General features: G+C 69.2%; 16 protein-coding genes. 4 read left to right on the top strand and 12 right to left on the bottom strand.

Annotated elements, in window-relative coordinates; translation table 11 throughout:
* Positions 1–15: 15 nt before the first annotated feature.
* The 4 genes from tatA to pafA all read right to left on the bottom strand — a co-directional run bounded on the left by tatA (position 16) and on the right by pafA (position 3,711).
* The gene (gene tatA / locus ACFQS9_RS18010; protein WP_378407137.1) at positions 16–276 is read right to left on the bottom strand and encodes a Sec-independent protein translocase subunit TatA; all 261 of its coding nucleotides are present in this window, start codon (positions 274–276) and stop codon (positions 16–18) included.
* A 71-nt stretch (positions 277–347) separates the two neighbouring features.
* Complete coding sequence (locus tag ACFQS9_RS18005; protein WP_378407135.1) at positions 348–1,322, bottom strand: helix-turn-helix transcriptional regulator; 975 nt, start codon at positions 1,320–1,322, stop codon at positions 348–350.
* Positions 1,319–2,326 (bottom strand): helix-turn-helix transcriptional regulator, encoded by a 1,008-nt coding sequence (locus tag ACFQS9_RS18000; protein ID WP_378407134.1) that lies wholly within the window; start codon positions 2,324–2,326, stop codon positions 1,319–1,321. Before ACFQS9_RS18000 ends, ACFQS9_RS18005 begins: the two co-directional genes overlap by 4 nt.
* Before the next feature lie 26 nt (positions 2,327–2,352).
* Complete coding sequence (gene pafA, locus ACFQS9_RS17995) at positions 2,353–3,711, bottom strand: Pup--protein ligase (RefSeq protein ID WP_378407132.1); 1,359 nt, start codon at positions 3,709–3,711, stop codon at positions 2,353–2,355.
* Positions 3,712–3,798: 87 nt separating this feature from the next.
* Here pafA and ACFQS9_RS17990 point away from each other — a divergent pair, with 87 nt between their 5' ends.
* On the top strand, positions 3,799–5,217 hold the full coding sequence (locus ACFQS9_RS17990; protein WP_378407130.1) for a bifunctional phosphatase PAP2/diacylglycerol kinase family protein: 1,419 nt from the start codon (positions 3,799–3,801) through the stop codon (positions 5,215–5,217).
* 18 nt (positions 5,218–5,235) lie between these two features.
* On the opposite strand, the gene prcA is transcribed toward ACFQS9_RS17990, so the two are convergent.
* The 5 genes from prcA to ACFQS9_RS17965 all read right to left on the bottom strand — a co-directional run bounded on the left by prcA (position 5,236) and on the right by ACFQS9_RS17965 (position 9,601).
* Positions 5,236–6,048 carry a proteasome subunit alpha gene (gene prcA / locus ACFQS9_RS17985; protein ID WP_378407128.1) on the bottom strand — a complete coding sequence of 271 codons (813 nt, stop codon included), beginning with the start codon at positions 6,046–6,048 and terminating at the stop codon, positions 5,236–5,238.
* Entirely contained in the window at positions 6,045–6,923 is an 879-nt protein-coding gene (prcB, locus tag ACFQS9_RS17980) for a proteasome subunit beta (protein ID WP_378407126.1), read from the bottom strand. Before prcB ends, prcA begins: the two co-directional genes overlap by 4 nt.
* Entirely contained in the window at positions 6,920–7,114 is a 195-nt protein-coding gene (locus ACFQS9_RS17975; protein WP_072749874.1) for a ubiquitin-like protein Pup, read from the bottom strand. Before ACFQS9_RS17975 ends, prcB begins: the two co-directional genes overlap by 4 nt.
* 128 nt (positions 7,115–7,242) lie before the next feature.
* Positions 7,243–8,742, bottom strand: coding sequence for a depupylase/deamidase Dop (gene dop / locus ACFQS9_RS17970; protein ID WP_378407124.1), 1,500 nt, complete (start codon positions 8,740–8,742; stop codon positions 7,243–7,245).
* A gap of 127 nt (positions 8,743–8,869) precedes the next feature.
* The gene (locus ACFQS9_RS17965; protein ID WP_378407123.1) at positions 8,870–9,601 is read right to left on the bottom strand and encodes a carbon-nitrogen hydrolase family protein; all 732 of its coding nucleotides are present in this window, start codon (positions 9,599–9,601) and stop codon (positions 8,870–8,872) included.
* 220 nt (positions 9,602–9,821) lie between these two features.
* On the opposite strand from ACFQS9_RS17965, the gene ACFQS9_RS17960 reads away from it, so the two are divergent.
* Entirely contained in the window at positions 9,822–11,081 is a 1,260-nt protein-coding gene (locus ACFQS9_RS17960; RefSeq protein WP_378407121.1) for a DUF418 domain-containing protein, read from the top strand.
* Here the strand turns inward: ACFQS9_RS17960 and ACFQS9_RS17955 are convergent.
* Positions 10,995–11,375, bottom strand: coding sequence for a nitroreductase family deazaflavin-dependent oxidoreductase (locus tag ACFQS9_RS17955; protein WP_378407119.1), 381 nt, complete (start codon positions 11,373–11,375; stop codon positions 10,995–10,997). The genes ACFQS9_RS17960 and ACFQS9_RS17955 overlap by 87 nt on opposite strands.
* Positions 11,376–11,410: 35 nt before the next feature.
* Here ACFQS9_RS17955 and ACFQS9_RS17950 point away from each other — a divergent pair, with 35 nt between their 5' ends.
* Positions 11,411–11,965, top strand: coding sequence for an NUDIX hydrolase (locus ACFQS9_RS17950; protein WP_378407117.1), 555 nt, complete (start codon positions 11,411–11,413; stop codon positions 11,963–11,965).
* A gap of 83 nt (positions 11,966–12,048) precedes the next feature.
* On the opposite strand, the gene arc is transcribed toward ACFQS9_RS17950, so the two are convergent.
* A complete protein-coding gene (arc, locus tag ACFQS9_RS17945) occupies positions 12,049–13,824 on the bottom strand; it encodes a proteasome ATPase (RefSeq protein ID WP_378407115.1) in 1,776 nt (591 codons plus the stop codon).
* A 184-nt stretch (positions 13,825–14,008) separates the two neighbouring features.
* Here arc and ACFQS9_RS17940 point away from each other — a divergent pair, with 184 nt between their 5' ends.
* Positions 14,009–14,500: a WKL family lipoprotein gene (locus ACFQS9_RS17940; protein ID WP_378407113.1), complete on the top strand. Its 492-nt coding sequence runs from the start codon at positions 14,009–14,011 to the stop codon at positions 14,498–14,500.
* A gap of 82 nt (positions 14,501–14,582) precedes the next feature.
* Here the strand turns inward: ACFQS9_RS17940 and ACFQS9_RS17935 are convergent, their stop codons facing one another.
* The gene (locus tag ACFQS9_RS17935; protein ID WP_378407502.1) at positions 14,583–15,446 is read right to left on the bottom strand and encodes a tRNA (adenine-N1)-methyltransferase; all 864 of its coding nucleotides are present in this window, start codon (positions 15,444–15,446) and stop codon (positions 14,583–14,585) included.
* Positions 15,447–15,510 lie beyond the last annotated feature (64 nt).

Below are 15,510 nucleotides of genomic sequence, written 5' to 3'. Positions count from 1 at the left end.
CCGTCGGAATCGGGACTAGGACGTCCGGGGCTCGGTGTGGGTGGCCGCGGACTGCGTCGGATCGGCGACCGGCGCCGAGGCGGGCAGCTCGGCAGGCGAGGCAACGGGCGTCGAGGCGGCGGCGGTGCCGTCGTTCTGCATCTCCTTGACCTCGCTCTTGAAGATCCGCAGCGACCGACCCAGACCGCGCGCGGCGTCGGGCAGCTTCTTCGAGCCGAACAGGATGACGACGACAAGCGCCACAATGGCCCAGTGCCAGGGGCTCATGGCTCCCATTTTTACCTCCAGGTATCAGATGATTCGATGCTACCGGACCAGCACGGTCAGGCCCCCGCGGAGAGTGCGGGTCAGTCAGCGGTCGAGGCCTCACCATAGGCGGCGAGGGCGGCCTGTGCACGGTTTCGCACGGACGCCGCCAGATCGTCGGGCCCGAGCACGCGGACACCCGGACCGAACCCCACCATCAGCCGGGTCATCCAGTCCGGCGAGCCGTACCGCATCGATGCCTCGATCGAGCCGTCAGCGGCGACGGTGACGTCGGTCATCGGGTAGTAGTCCATCACCCAGGCGTGTTCCGGTGCGATCAGCAGCCGCGCCTGCGGCAGCGTCGGGTCGTCGTGGAACAGGTCCATGGAGTGTCCGTCCTCGAGCGCTGCCTCGGGTGCGGCCGCCGGCTCGTCGAGCTCGACCGCCGCGTCGATCCGGTCGAACCGGAACAGCCGGACTCCCCCCGCCTGCCTGCACCACGCCTGCAGGTAGCTGTGGTTGTCGACGAGCACGATGCGCACCGGGTCCACCACGCGCTGTGAGACCGCGTCACGCGACGCGGAGAAGTACGTCAGCTCCATCGCCCTGCCCCGGCGTACCGCGGAGCGCACGGTGGCCGCCACCGGATCCTCCGCGTGCTCGCGCCGGTCCGCCACCCCGGTGACGGCCCCGCCCGCGGCGATGCCCGCCGCCGATTCGATCTTGGCGATCGCGCCCTGCACGGCGGACGGATCCGCGGTGCCGGGCATCTCCACCAGTGAACGCAGCGCGACCAGGAGTGCCGTCGCCTCCGTCGAGGTGAGCCGCAACGGCCGGTCGATGCCCGCCGAGAACGTCACCTCGATGCTCTCCTCGGAGAACGAGAGGTCGATGAGGTCGCCGGGGCCGTAGCCGGGCAACCCACACATCCACAGTTGGTTCAGGTCGTCCATCAACTGGCCGGTGCTCACACCGAGCTCCGCCGCCGCTTCCTCGGCGCTCATCCCCGGGTTGGCGATGAAGTACGGGACCATGTTCAGCAACCGGGCCAGCCGGGACGACAGCTTCTGACTCATCGGCCGTCCCCTCCGTGGCCCGCAGGCGTCGACAGCGCCGCGCGCAGCTTCTCCAGGACGTCCTCCCTCAGTTCCGTGGGCGCCAACACCAGCGCGTCCTCCCCGTAGCCGGCGATCAGCCTGGCCACCCAGTCCCAGGATCGCACCGGCACCTCGAGCATCGTGCCCGCGCGGCCCCGGACGGTCCGGTCCGACGCCGCGCGGCCGAGCCGCCGGAGTTCCTGAGCGCGTCCGTCCGCGACCCACACGGTGGCGGTGCCGGTGACCCCACCCGACCCGACGATCCGGTCCACGATCTCCCGCAGGTCCACACCGTCGGGCTTGTGTACCGAATTGACCGGACCGAACGCGGTGACATCGTCACCGATCCGGGACAGCCGGAACGTTCGGGTCGCGTCCCGGTCGGTGTCGTGCCCGACGAGGTACCACCGGCCGCCGTGGGTCACCACGCCCCAGGGCTGCACGCTGCGGGTGCGCAGCGGCTCGTTGCGCGCCGACCGGTGTTCGAAGCGGACGCTCTGGCCGGCGTCGACCGCGGCCAGCAGCTTCTCCAGTGCCGGCTCCGATCCCCTCGACCGCGCAGGCAGCGCGGTGATGATCGCCGACGCGGAGTCCTGGTCGACCACCACGCCTGCCGCACGCAGCTTCAGGAGCGCTCCCTGGGCGGCCGAGCTGAGCTCCGGCGACTCCCACAGTTGCACCGCGATCGCGACGGCGGCGGCCTCCTCGCTGCTCAGGTCGATGTCCGGCAGCTCGTAGGCGTCCCGGTTGATCCGGTAGCCCTCCACCGTTCCGTATCGGGAGGCCTGGCCGGTCTCGAGCGGCACGCCGAGGTCGCGGAGCTCGTTCTTGTCCCGTTCGAACATCCGGCTGAACGCCTCGTAGCTGGCCGATTCGTCGTAGCCCGCCACGCTGTGCCGGATCTTCTCGGCGGTGAGGAACTGCCGGGTGGAGAGCAGACAGATGACCAGGTTCATCAGCCGCTCGACTTTGGTGATCGCCACGGCTCAGCAGCCTAGTGGCCGCACGATCACATCGATGCGATGAGGCGTTCGACGCGCTCGTCGACCGAACGGAACGGGTCCTTGCACAGCACCGTGCGCTGCGCCTGGTCGTTGAGCTTGAGGTGCACCCAGTCCACGGTGAAATCGCGGCCTGCGTCCTGCGCGGCCGAGATGAACTCGCCACGCAGCTTCGCCCTGGTCGTCTGCGGCGGGGTGTTGACCGCCTCGTCGATCTGATCGTCCTCGGTCACCCGCTTGGCCAGCCCCTTGCGTTGCAGCAGGTCGAAGACGCCACGACCGCGCTTGATGTCGTGATACGCCAGGTCGAGCTGCGCGATCTTCGGGTCCGACAGTTCGAGGTTGTGCTTGTCCTGGTACCGCTGGAACAGCTTGCGCTTGATCACCCAGTCGATCTCGGTGTCGACCTTCGCGAAGTCCTGGGACTCCACCGCGTCGAGCGTGCGCCCCCACAGTTCGACGACCTGGTCGACCTGCGGGTCGTGTTCGCGGGTCGCGAGGTGCTCGACCGCGCGGGCGTAGTACTCGCGCTGGATGTCGAGGGCGCTGGCCTGGCGTCCGCCCGCCAGCCGGACCGGCCGCTTACCGGTCATGTCGTGACTGACCTCGCGGATCGCCCGGATCGGGTTGTCGAGCGCGAAGTCACGGAACGAGACCCCCGCCTCGATCATCTCCAGCACCAGCGCCGCCGTGCCCACCTTGAGCATGGTGGTGGTCTCCGACATGTTGGAGTCGCCGACGATGACGTGCAGGCGCCGGTACTTCTCCGCGTCCGCGTGCGGCTCGTCGCGGGTGTTGATGATCGGCCGGGAGCGGGTCGTCGCCGACGAGACGCCCTCCCAGATGTGCTCAGCCCGCTGCGAGAGGCAGAAGGTCGCCGCCTTCGGTGTCTGCAGCACCTTGCCCGCGCCGCAGATCAGCTGGCGGGTGACCAGGAACGGCAGCAGCACGTCGGAGATCCGGGAGAACTCGCCGGCGCGCACGACCAGGAAGTTCTCGTGGCAGCCGTAGGAGTTGCCCGCCGAGTCGGTGTTGTTCTTGAACAGGTAGATGTCCCCGCCGATGCCCTCCTCGGCGAGCCGTTCCTCCGCGTCGATGAGCAGATCCTCGAGCACCCGCTCGCCCGCCCGGTCATGGGTGACCAGCTGGGCGAGGCTGTCGCACTCGGCGGTGGCGTACTCGGGGTGCGAACCCACATCGAGGTAGAGGCGAGCACCGTTGCGGAGGAAGACGTTGGAGCTGCGGCCCCACGACACCACGCGACGGAACAGGTAGCGCGCCACCTCGTCGGGGCTCAGCCTCCTGTGGCCGTGAAAGGTGCACGTCACACCGAACTCGGTCTCAATACCCATGATTCGTCGCTGCACACTTTGACAGTACAGCGCCGAGCCTCCCCCGGACCGGCTCAACCGATACATATCCGCGCGACGTTTCGCGCCGTCTACCCTGAGTGGATGACCACGTCGGAGCGGGTCTCGCCGTTGGCGCCGCTCGCGTCCGACCGCGGCCTCAGGGCGCTCAGCCGGGCGGCCGATCACGGCGTGCTGTGGTTCGGGATCAGCGCCGGATTGATCGTGATCGGAGGTCGGCCTAGGCGGGCGGCCGTGCGTGGACTGCTCTCCCTCAGCGGCGCGAGCGCGCTGACGAACGGAGTGCTCAAGCCGGCGCTCCCCCGGCGACGGCCACCCCTCGGGTGGGTGGCGCGGCACCGGCAGGCGCGGCGGATCCCGTCGTCGTCGTCGTTCCCGTCGGGCCACGCGGCCTCCGCCGCCGCCTACGTCACGGGGGTGTCGCTGGAATCGCCCGCCACCGCCGCGGTACTCGCACCGGTGGCCGCCGCAGTCGCGTACTCCCGGGTCCACATCGGCGTGCACTGGCCGTCTGACGTGGTCGTCGGCGCCGCCGTCGGGGGTGGCATCGCCCTGCTGACCCGTCGCTGGTGGGCCGTGCGGACCGAGGAGCCTGCCACGCTCGGCCCGCCTGCGGTGGCGCCGGAGGTCCCCGACGGGGCCGGGTTGCTCGTCCTCGTCAACCCCGGGTCCGGCACCACGGACGACGACCCGACGGCCGAATTGGCCGGGCTCCTGCCGGAGGCGACGATCGTCCCGGCCGATCCCGAGGGTGACGTCGGACGGCAACTCGACGAGGAGATCGCACGTGTGCGGCCGATCGCCCTCGGGGTCTGCGGCGGCGACGGCACGGTGGTGACCGCGGCCGCGGCCGCGATCCGCCACGATCTCGCGCTGGCGGTGTTCCCCGGCGGCACGCTCAACCACTTCGCCCGCGACACCGGTGTGGACGACGTCGCCGCCACCCGCGACGCATTGGCGGACGGCCGAGCGATCCTGGTGGACGTCGCGGACGTGAGCGTGGACGGCGGGCCGCCCACGACCTTCGTCAACACCGCGAGCCTCGGCGGATATCCGGACGCGGTCCGGCTGCGTGAGCGGTGGGAGCACCGGGTGGGCAAGTGGCCCGCCGCCGCTGCCGCGATGGTGCGGGTCCTCGCCCGGGCCCGGCCGCTCGCGCTGTCCACCGACGGCCGCGGCAGCTCGGTGTGGATGCTCTTCGTCGGCAACGGCCGCTACTCGCCGTCCGACCAGGTCCCGATGTCACGGCCGGAACTGCATCGCGGCGTTCTCGATGTGCGCCGGCTGCGCGCGGACCGGCGCTGGTCCCGGGCCCGATTGCTCTGGGCCGCCGCGACCGGCACCCTCGGCGGCTCCCCCGAGTACGGGCGTGACCTGGTCGCCGATCTGGAGGTTCGGGTACACGGGGAGCCCGTCTCGCTCGCCGCCGACGGAGAGGTCGTCGGCCAGGGCCGCCGATTCCGGTTCACCGGTAGGCCGCTGGCGCTGCGGCTCTACCGGTGAACCGACCGGCGCAGCCGGTCAGGCCTTGTCGGTCCCGTCCTCGGTGGAACCGGCGTCCTCGGTGCCGCCGGGAGCGGTCTCGGGCGCTTCCGCCGGTGTCGCTTCGGAGACCATGTTGGCCGGCAGGAACTCGGCCAGCGCCGCCCCGGTGATGCGCTTGAACGCCCGGCGCGGGCGGGTCTGGTCGAGGACCGCGACCTCCAGCGCCTCGACGCCGATGGCCCGCGGTTCGGCCTCGCCGTTCCCGGGCAACGCCGTTCCGACCCGAAGCGCGTTGACGGCGATCTCGATCGCGGGACCGAGCTCGAGGTCGGGCGTGTACGACGCCTTGAGCGCGGTACTGATCGGTTCGGTCGCACCGCCCATCACCACGAACTGCTGCTCGTCGACGATCGACCCGTCGTAGGTGATGCGGTAGAGCTGCGCGTGCTTGGACTGGTCGACGCGGCCGACCTCCGCCACGCAGATCTCCACCTCGTACGGCTTGGGCTGTTCGGTGAAGATCGTGCCCAGGGTCTGCGCGTAGGCATTGGCCAGTGAACGGCCGGTCACGTCGCGGCGGTCGTACGAGTAGCCGCGCATGTCGGCGTGCACGATGCCCGCGCGCCGCAGGTTCTCGAACTCGTTGTACTTGCCGACGGCGGCGAACCCGAGCCGGTCGTACAGCTCACTCACCTTGTGCAGCGCGGTCGACGGGTTCTCCGCGACGAACAGCACCCCGTGCGCGTAGGTGAGCACGATGACGCTGCGTCCCCTGGCGATACCCTTGCGCGCCAGCTCCGAGCGATCCCGCATGATCTGCTCGGCGGAGGCGTAATACGGCATCGTCATGCGTTGTCACCTGCTTCCTTGGTGCGCTCGGCGATGACCGCCCTGGCGAGTTCGGACGTCCGTTCCTGGGGAACGGTCACGGCGCCTGCCGCCGTGATCACCACCGCGGTCGGATAGATACCGCGACTCACATCGGGACCGCCGGTGGCGGAGTCGTCGTCCGCCGCGTCGTAGAGGGATTCGATCGCGGCCCGGAGCGCGCTGTCCTCGTCGCCCTTCGGGTCGTAGGTCTTCTTCAGAGCGGACTTCGCGAACAGCGAGCCGGAACCGACCGCGTGGTATCCGGCCCGTTCCTCGTAGCGCCCGCCGACCACGTCGTAGGACACGATCCGGCCCGCCTTGTCCGGAGTGGCCGCGTCCAGGTCGAAGCCGACGAGCAGCGGCACCACGGCGAGGCCCTGCATGGCGGCGGGGAGGTTGCCCCGGACCATCGACGAGAGCCGGTTGGCCTTGCCGTCGAACGTCAGCGGGACGCCCTCGATCTTCTCGTAGTGTTCGAGTTCGACGGCGAACAGCCGCACCAGTTCGATCGCCACGCCCGCCGTGCCCGCGATCCCGGCCGCCGAGTAGTCGTCGGTGACGTAGACCTTCTCCACGTCCCGGCTCGCGATCAGGTTCCCCATCGTCGCCCTGCGATCGCCCGCGATCAGCACGCCGCCTGCAAAGGTCAACGCGACGATCGTGGTCCCGTGCGGAGCGATGTCCGCCGCGTCCATCGCGTCACCCCTTCCGGCGCGCTGACGCCCGAGGTCGATCCTGTTCTCGGGCAACAGTTCCGGCGCATGCTTGCGGAGGTGATCGGAGAACGAGGACAGCTGCGAACCGAAGTGCAGCCGATCGCCCCCGACCGTGGACCGCAGGTGATCCGACGTCACTGGCCGCCCTTTTGCACGTACGCGCGCACGAAGTCCTCGGCGTTCTCCTCGAGCACGTCGTCGATCTCGTCGAGGAGGTCGTCGGTGTCCTCGGCGAGCTTCTCCCGACGTTCCTGGCCCGCGGCACCGTCGCCGATCTGGGCATCGTCGTCGTCGCCACCGCCACTGCGCTTGGTCTGCTCCTGCGCCATAGCCGCCGACCTCCTTCAATCTCTTGCACATCTACCCGCACAACCAGTGTGCGCTCGTGCACGGACCCCTACCCTACCGAGTGCGGGGCACCCTGCGGCGGTGGACGAGCGTGTCGCTTGGCCTCGTCTCAGCTGGTGAGCTGATCGACCAGGTCAGCGGCAGAATCGACCGAATCGAGGAGCCGGCCGACATGCGCCTTGCTGCCCCGGAGCGGTTCGAGGGTGGGAATGCGGACGAGGGAGTCGCCGCCGAGGTCGAAGATCACCGAGTCCCAACTGGCCGCGGCGATGTCGGCCCCGAACCTGCGCAGGCATTCGCCGCGGAAGTAGGCCCTGGTGTCCGTGGGCGGGTTGCGGATCGCGTCCAGCACCTGCTGCTCGTTGACGAGCCGTTCCATCGATCCGCGGGCGACGAGGCGGTTGTAGAGGCCCTTGTCCAGGCGTACGTCCGAGTACTGCAGGTCCAGCATGTGCAGCTTGGGGGCCGACCAGGAAAGGCCCTCGCGCTGCCGGAAGCCCTCGAACAGGCGGAGTTTCGCCACCCAGTCCAACAGGTGGGCGCACTCCATGGGGTCGCGCTCGAGCATGTCGAGGACCGTGGCCCACTTGTCGAGCAGGTCAGCCACCCGCGGGTCCTCGTCGCCGCGGCGTTCGACGAATGCCGCGACCCGCTCGTGGTAGATCCTCTGCAGCGCAAGTCCGGTCAGCTCCCGACCGTCCGCGAGCGCCACGGTCTGCCGCAGCGTCGGGTCGTGACTGATCAGGTGCACGGCGGTCACCGGGCGGGCGAGCTGCAGGTCGGACAGGTCCACCCCCGCCTCGATCAGGTCCAGGACCAGCGCGGTGGTGCCGATCTTGAGGTACGTCGACCATTCGGCGAGATTCGCGTCGCCGATGATCACGTGCAGGCGCCGGTACTTGTCGGCGTCCGCGTGCGGCTCGTCGCGGGTGTTGATGATGCCGCGCTTGAGCGTGGTCTCCAGGCCGACCTCCACCTCGATGTAGTCGGCTCGCTGCGAGAGTTGGAAGCCGGACTCGTCGCCGGACTGCCCGATGCCGACCCGCCCGGACCCACAGATGACCTGCCGTGAGGCGAAGAACGGCGTGAGCCCGGCGATGATCGCCGAGAACGGGGTCTCCCGCGAGCAGAGGTAGTTCTCGTGGGTGCCGTACGAGGCCCCCTTGCCGTCGACGTTGTTCTTGTACAACTGGAGGCGCGGCGCGCCGGGCACACTCGATGCGTGCCGTGCCGCCGCCTCCATGACCCGCTCGCCTGCCTTGTCCCAGATGACGGCGTCCAGCGGATCGGTGCATTCGGGTGCGGAGTACTCGGGGTGGGCATGGTCGACGTACAGCCGGGCACCGTTGGTGAGGATCATGTTCGCCGCCCCGACCTCGTCCGCGTCGATCACAGGCGCCGGTCCGCTGAAGCGGCCGAGGTCGAACCCGCGGGCATCGCGCAGCGGCGATTCCACCTCGTAGTCCCACCGGGTGCGCTTGGCGCGCGGTACACCTGCGGCGGCCGCGTAGGCCAGTACAGCCTGAGTCGAGGTCAGGATGGGGTTCGCGGTCGGTTCCGTCGGGGAGGAAATCCCGTACTCGACCTCGATACCGATGATGCGCTGCATGCCCACGAGCCTAGATCGTCGGTGCGCTCGATCTTTCGACCGTTCCCCCTAGGCGGTGCCGTGCCGTCGTAGGAGGTCCCCCACGGCCGCAGTCCGTGCTCGGCGGAGCGCGACCCGACGATCGGGGTCACAGGTCCACCGAGGCGACCGCGTCCGGTTCGGCTCCGAGCTGCCGCAGCACGGTCCCAGTTCGATCCCACACCCCCGAGCCGCCGCTGGTCTGCCCGAAACCACCACCGGTCGGACCGGCGAACCCCGCGAATGCGACCGGCACGTCGTGTGCCGCCGCGATCCTCCGCGCTCGGGCGTCGAGTTCGGCCAGCTCGGCAGGCGCGTGGACAAGGCCCGCCACGTACACATCGATGCCGAGGGCCGCGGTGCTGTCGAGGTGATGCGCGATTCGCGTGTCCCGGCACACCCCGATGCCGACCCGCCTGCCTCTCACCTCGATACTCGCCGGTGCGTGACCGGACTCGAAATGTCTCGCCTCCTCCGCGCCGAGGGACATCTTGATGTAGGCCACGGTGGCTCCGTCGCCGGACACGGCGAGCACTCCGATGCCCCGGCCGCCGGTGCCGGTGCCGGTGTGGACCGGAGCCCCGACCAAGGCGATGGCGCCCGTGTGCCGGCATGCCGCTATCAGCGGGCCGAGGCGCGGGTCGTCGAGAGCGACCGTCGGCGCGTCCATCGCGTATCCGCTCAACGACATCTCCGGGAAGACGACGAGATCGGCGGCAGCACGGTTCACCGCCCGCGCGTGTGCGGCAACGTTGCCCGACAGGGAACCGAGGACGGTCGCGGGCTGCGCAACCGCAACCCGGATGTTCTCGCCTGCGCCCCGCCGGTCTTCGCCAACCACCCTTGAATCGAAACACAGCCGGGCCGTCCGGCCCCTTCTCTAGGCGTGTTCTAGATCGTTCGGCGTGCGCCTGACGCCCCTCGGCTTAAACGCCGATAAGCTGCGTTATGACATTATTCCGGATAAGCGCAGGTGGCGTCTGGGTGAGGGCGAGGACGTCATCCCTCGAATCATCCCTTCGGCGGACTCCCCTTTCATCGCTTCCGGGCACCCTTGCCTCATGTCCGAACCCCTACCCCGCTACCTCAGCCTCGACGTGCTCCGCGGCATCGCGATCCTCGGAACACTCGCGACCAACATCTGGATCTTCACCAATCCCGAGGGTCTGGTCGGCTACCTGAACGGAACCGCGGCCGCCGACGGCGTGTGGGGGTGGACCGAGAAGGTGCTCCAACAGCTCGCGCAGGGCAAGTTCCTCGGGCTGCTGACGCTGATGTTCGGGATCGGCCTCGCCATCCAGCAGCGCTCCGCCACTCGAGCGGGCAGGCCGTGGCCGGGTGGATACCCGTGGCGCGCTGCGTTGCTCTTCGCGGACGGCGTCGTGCACTACCTCCTCGTTGTCGAGTTCGACGTGCTCATGGGATACGCCGTCACCGGCCTGGTCGTCGCGTTCGTGCTTGCGAGCAGCGAACGCGCACAGCGCCGTTGGATGATCTGGGCCGCGACGGTCCACCTCGGGCTCCTCACGCTCGGGAGCCTCGCATTGGCCGCTCAGCCCGCGCCCACCGATCCCGCTCCGCTCGACCCGAACCCTTATGCCGACGGTTCGTGGTGGGATCTCGTCGCTTTCCGGGTCGACAACGTCGTGGCGTTCCGGATCGAACCCATCTTCATCTTCGCGCTGTCGATCGCCCTGTTCCTGCTCGGCGCCAGACTCTTTCGCGCCGGGGTACTGGCACCCGAGGGGGCCGGGATCCGCCGCCGGCTGATGATCCTCGGACTCGGGGTCGCGGCACCCGTCGACTTCGTGACGGGGGTGTTCGGCGGCGACGCGGGCCTGTTGGTCGCCCGGTACGGCACCGCACCGATCGTCTCGCTCGGACTGCTGGCGCTGGTCGCCGAGTTCTACTGCCGCCGACCTCGTATCGGCTTCTGCGGCAGCAGGCTCGCGGACGTCGGGCGGATGGCGCTGAGCGGCTATGTCCTCCAGAACATCGTCGCGTCGGTGCTCTGCTACGGATGGGGTCTCGGTATCGCGGCCAGGCTCTCCCCCGACGCCCGGGTGCCCGCGACCGTGGGGATCTACCTCGGTGTCTGCACCGTCGTCATCATCGCCGCCCACCTGTGGCTGCGGCGATTCCGGCGGGGACCCGTCGAATGGCTGTGGCACCGAAGCTATCTGCTGCTCTCGGGAGACGGTCGCGGCCGAACCGGCCCCGACGCAGCGGAGGGATCAGCGCTCGATCCTGCACTGCAGGTAGCTGTCGGCGCCGACCCTGCGGAGCACCAGGCGCACCCCGTGCGGCGCCCAGTTCGCTGACTGGTCCCGGACAACTCGGGGTTCCACGAGCGTGACCAACCGGCCGCGGGTCGTGATGTCGACGTGCCCGGCGGCCAACACATTCCGCACCCAGTCGCTGTCGGGACCGTAGGTCAGCGCGAACCGGTACCCGTCGCCGCGCCGGAACACGTTGACGGGCGTCCGGTACAGCCGGCCCGATCGGCGCCCGCGATGCAACACGATGGCGAAGCCCGGTAACCATCCGGCGACGAGCCGGGTGACGCGATTGGTGACCACCCTGTTGATCTCGGCGAGCCTGCGCGGTAGGGGCACGTCGCCAGGGTATCCCCGCATGGAACGATGAGTGCATGGATCAGCGCCCGGCACCGCCGCCTCCGGAGGGTGGCCCCGCCGCACCCGACGAGGTGGTGACGGTCTACGACGCCGAGGGGGCCCCGATCGGTACCGCACCGCGTTCGCGGGTCTATGCGGAGGGCCTGTGGCACGCCAGCTCGGGCGTTCTGCTGCGTTCCGTGGACGGGTCCCGCGTCTACGTGCACCGCCGCTCCCCCACCAAGGCAGTCTTCGCCGGCATGCACGACTGCCTCGCGGGCGGAGTCGTCGATCCCGGCGAGAGCCCTCGCCAGACCGCGATCCGCGAGCTCGCCGAGGAACTCGGCGTCAGCGGCGTCGAACTGACACCCATCGCCCGCATCAGGTGGGACGGCCGCTGGGACGGCAAACCGTTGCGCTGCCACCTGTTCGCGTTCGAGGCGCGTTTCGACGGCCCGATCCGGCACCAGGCGAGCGAGATCGTCGACGGATGGTGGTGGACCGAGGCGGAGCTCCGCTCTCACCTCGCCGACCCGTCGTGGCCGTTCGTGCCCGACACACGGGCGCTGCTCACCGACTACTTCGCCTGAGCCGACCCCGGGCCGTCCCGACGCCCCACACGGATCGGGCCGGACACCCGCGAACTGGTGCCCGGCCCGATGTCGTCGCTGCGTTAGAGGTACTGACCGGTGTTGGACTCGGTGTCGATGGCGCGGCTGGCACTGGCGTTCTTGCCGGTGACCAGCGTGCGGATGTAGACGATCCGCTCGCCCTTCTTTCCCGAGATACGGGCCCAGTCATCGGGATTGGTGGTGTTGGGCAGGTCCTCGTTCTCGGAGAACTCGTCGACGATCGAGTCGAAGAGGTGCTGGACCCGAAGTCCGGGCGCCCCGGTCTCGAGCACCGACTTGATGGCGTACTTCTTGGACCTGTCGACGATGTTCTGGATCATTGCTCCCGAGTTGAAGTCCTTGAAGTACAGCACCTCCTTGTCGCCGTTCGCGTACGTCACCTCGAGGAAGCGGTTGTCGTCGCTCTCGGCGTACATCCGGTCCACGACCCGCTCGATCATGGTCTTGATGCAGGCCGCCCGATCGCCGCCGAACTCCGCGAGATCGTCCGCGTTGACCGGCAGGCTCTCCGTCAGGTACTTGGAGAAGATGTCCTGCGCCGACTCGGCATCCGGACGCTCGATCTTGATCTTCACATCGAGCCGGCCGGGGCGCAGGATCGCGGGGTCGATCATGTCCTCGCGGTTCGACGCACCGATGACGATGACGTTCTCCAGGCCCTCGACGCCGTCGATCTCGCTGAGCAGCTGCGGGACGACCGTGGTCTCCACGTCGGAGGAGACACCGGACCCGCGGGTGCGGAAGATCGAGTCCATCTCGTCGAAGAAGACGATCACCGGGGTACCCTCGGAGGCCTTCTCCCGGGCGCGCTGGAAGATCATCCGGATGTGCCGCTCGGTCTCGCCGACGAACTTGTTGAGCAGCTCCGGTCCCTTGATGTTCAGGAAGTAGGACTTGGCATCCTTCGCATCCTGGCCCCTGGCCTCGGCGATCTTCTTGGCCAGCGAATTGGCGACGGCCTTGGCGATCAGCGTCTTGCCGCAGCCGGGAGGGCCGTACAACAGCACGCCCTTCGGCGGACGCAGGGAGTACTCGTGGAACAGGTCCTTGTGCAGGAACGGCAGCTCGACGGCGTCGCGGATCTGTTCGATCTGTCGACCGAGCCCGCCGATGTCGCCGTAGTCGACGTCGGGCACCTCCTCGAGCACAAGGTCCTCGACCTCCGCCTTCGGGATCCGCTCGAAGGCGTAGCCCGCCTTGGAGTCGACCAGCAGCGAATCGCCGGGCCGCAATTTGCGCGACGGCGAGTCGATGTCCTCGTCGTCGGGATGGACCGTCGAGTCGGACGCGGCCAGCGCCAGCGGATGCGCGAGCCAGACCACACGCTCCTCGTCGGCGTGACCGACCACCAGCGCCCGTTCGCCGTCGTCGAGGACCTCACGCAGGCTGCAGATCTCTCCGACGCGTTCGAAGGCGCCCGCTTCGACGATGGTGAGCGCCTCGTTCAGGCGAACGGTCTGGCCGGGCCGGAGGGCCTCGGTGTCGATGTTCGGCGAGCACGTCAGTCGCATCTTGCGGCCGGAGGTGAACACGTCGACCGTCTGGTCGACGTGGGTGGAGATCAGCACGCCGTAGCCGCTGGGCGGCTGACCGAGCCGGTCGACCTCCTCGCGGAGCGCGATCAACTGCTGACGGGCCTCCTTGAGCGTGTCCATCAGTTTGGAGTTGCGGATCGACAGCGAGTCGACGCGGGACTCGAGCTCACGTACCTGCTCGGGTGACTGGGCGAGCTGACGGCGAAGACCAGCGGCTTCCAGTCGTAGCGCCTCGAGTTCGGCCCGGGCGGCGAACGAGTCCGGATTCTCTGTTGCGCTCATGTGCGACTCCTCCCAGTGACGATCTATCAACGCTACAGCCGCTGTACCAAAACTGCGGACCGACAGGCGGACACGTGCGGCTGCCGTCGCACAGTGTGGGACGGCGAGCCGCCTCACACGCACCATCTCTGATGTTAGCCTTACCTGACTAAATGGCACCCTCGCCAATGAGAAAGGCCCACTCGTGATCATTCGCAAGTCCCTCATCGCCGTCGGCACCATCGCGCTGGCCGCCGGCGTCGCCTCCTGCGGTTCCGACGACTCGAGCACCGCCGCGGACGCCACCTCCACCACCGCATCCACGACCGCCGGCACCACCACCGCCGCCGCCACGGCCGCCACCCCGACGGCAGGCGAGCTGCAGGCGACCCTGGTCACCTTCTTCGACCCCGCGGTCGCCACCACCGAGAAGGTCGCCCTCGTCGAGGACGGCACCGGGCAGACGGCCGTGCTCGAACAGTTCAACGGGGTGCTGCGGGGCTACCCGCTGACCGCGGAGGTGACCAAGGTGACCGCGGTGGACGAGGACACGGTCTCGGCGACCACGACCATCGCGGGCCCGCACGGCGGCGCCGCGTCCGAGGTCGTCTTCGATCAGGTCGACGGCAAGTGGGTGCTCTCCGAGGACGCCGCGTGCACCATCCTCTCGATGGGCAAGCTCACCTGCGTGAAATAGGCGAGCAGGCGGCGACGCCGCTCGTGAGCGGTTCTGGAGCCCATGGGCTCCACAAGTGCTCACGAGCGCGAAGCGCCTCCCCCTAGACCTTCTTGTCCTTGCCCGCGCGACGCTGCGGCTTCGGGGTGACGGTGCCCTCGGCCAGCTTGCGCGCGCTGACGAGGAACGCGGTGTGCCCCTGCATTCGGTGTTCCGGACGGACCGCGAGGCCGACGACGTGCCAGCCGCGCACGATCGATTCCCAGGACCGCGGCTCGGTCCAGCACTCCTGTTCGCGCAGCGCCTCGACCACCCGCGACAGCTGTGTCACCGTCGCGACGTAGACGATGAGCACGCCGCCGGGCACCAGCGCTTTCGACACCGCGGGCAGCGTCTCCCAGGGTGCGAGCATGTCCAGGATCACCCGGTCCACCGGACCGCCTGCCGCCTCGGCGTCGAAGTCCGCCAGGTCCGCGACCGTGAGCTCCCAGTTGTCGGGGCGGCCGCCGAAGAAGGTCTCGACATTGCGGACCGCGTGCTCGGCGTGATCGTCACGGACCTCGTACGAGATGACCTTGCCCTCGGGCCCGACCGCCCGCAGCAGCGAACAGGTCAGCGCACCCGAGCCGGCTCCGGCTTCCAACACCCTCGCGCCGGGGAACACGTCGCCCTCGTGCACGATCTGCGCCGCGTCCTTCGGGTAGATCACCTGAGCGCCCCGGGGCATGGACAGCACGTAGTCGACGAGCAGCGGGCGCAGCGCCAGGTACGGGGTGCCGTTCGTGGAGGTGACGACGCTGCCCTCGGGGGCGCCTATCAGGTCGTCGTGCACGATCCCGCCGCGATGGGTGTGGAACTCCTTGCCCGCCTCGAGCACCACCGTGTACTTGCGCGCCTTCGCGTCGGTGAGCTGTACACGGTCGCCCGCCCGAAACGGTCCGGTCGGTCGCTTCTCGCGCGCGCTCACTTCTTGCCCAGCCACGACTCAGATCTCCTCGTATTCAGCACACCCGGCGACCCACGCGCCGGCC

Origin of the sequence: Rhodococcus daqingensis (assembly GCF_042665615.1) — a bacterium.
Lineage (GTDB): Bacteria > Actinomycetota > Actinomycetes > Mycobacteriales > Mycobacteriaceae > Rhodococcus_G > Rhodococcus_G daqingensis.
This window is presented reverse-complemented; position numbering and strand designations above follow the sequence as displayed.

Bases quoted from the DNA above. Each gene is read 5' to 3' on its own strand.
- dop (WP_378407124.1), bottom strand. From the start codon at position 8,742: ATGCAGCGCATCATCGGTATCGAGGTCGAGTACGGGATTTCCTCCCCG.
- arc (WP_378407115.1), bottom strand. From the start codon at position 13,824: ATGAGCGCAACAGAGAATCCGGACTCGTTCGCCGCCCGGGCCGAACTC.
- ACFQS9_RS18005 (WP_378407135.1), bottom strand. From the start codon at position 1,322: ATGAGTCAGAAGCTGTCGTCCCGGCTGGCCCGGTTGCTGAACATGGTC.
- prcA (WP_378407128.1), bottom strand. From the start codon at position 6,048: ATGACGATGCCGTATTACGCCTCCGCCGAGCAGATCATGCGGGATCGC.
- ACFQS9_RS17975 (WP_072749874.1), bottom strand. From the start codon at position 7,114: ATGGCGCAGGAGCAGACCAAGCGCAGTGGCGGTGGCGACGACGACGAT.
- ACFQS9_RS17990 (WP_378407130.1), top strand. From the start codon at position 3,799: ATGACCACGTCGGAGCGGGTCTCGCCGTTGGCGCCGCTCGCGTCCGAC.
- ACFQS9_RS17950 (WP_378407117.1), top strand. From the start codon at position 11,411: ATGGATCAGCGCCCGGCACCGCCGCCTCCGGAGGGTGGCCCCGCCGCA.
- ACFQS9_RS17960 (WP_378407121.1), top strand. From the start codon at position 9,822: ATGTCCGAACCCCTACCCCGCTACCTCAGCCTCGACGTGCTCCGCGGC.
- tatA (WP_378407137.1), bottom strand. From the start codon at position 276: ATGGGAGCCATGAGCCCCTGGCACTGGGCCATTGTGGCGCTTGTCGTC.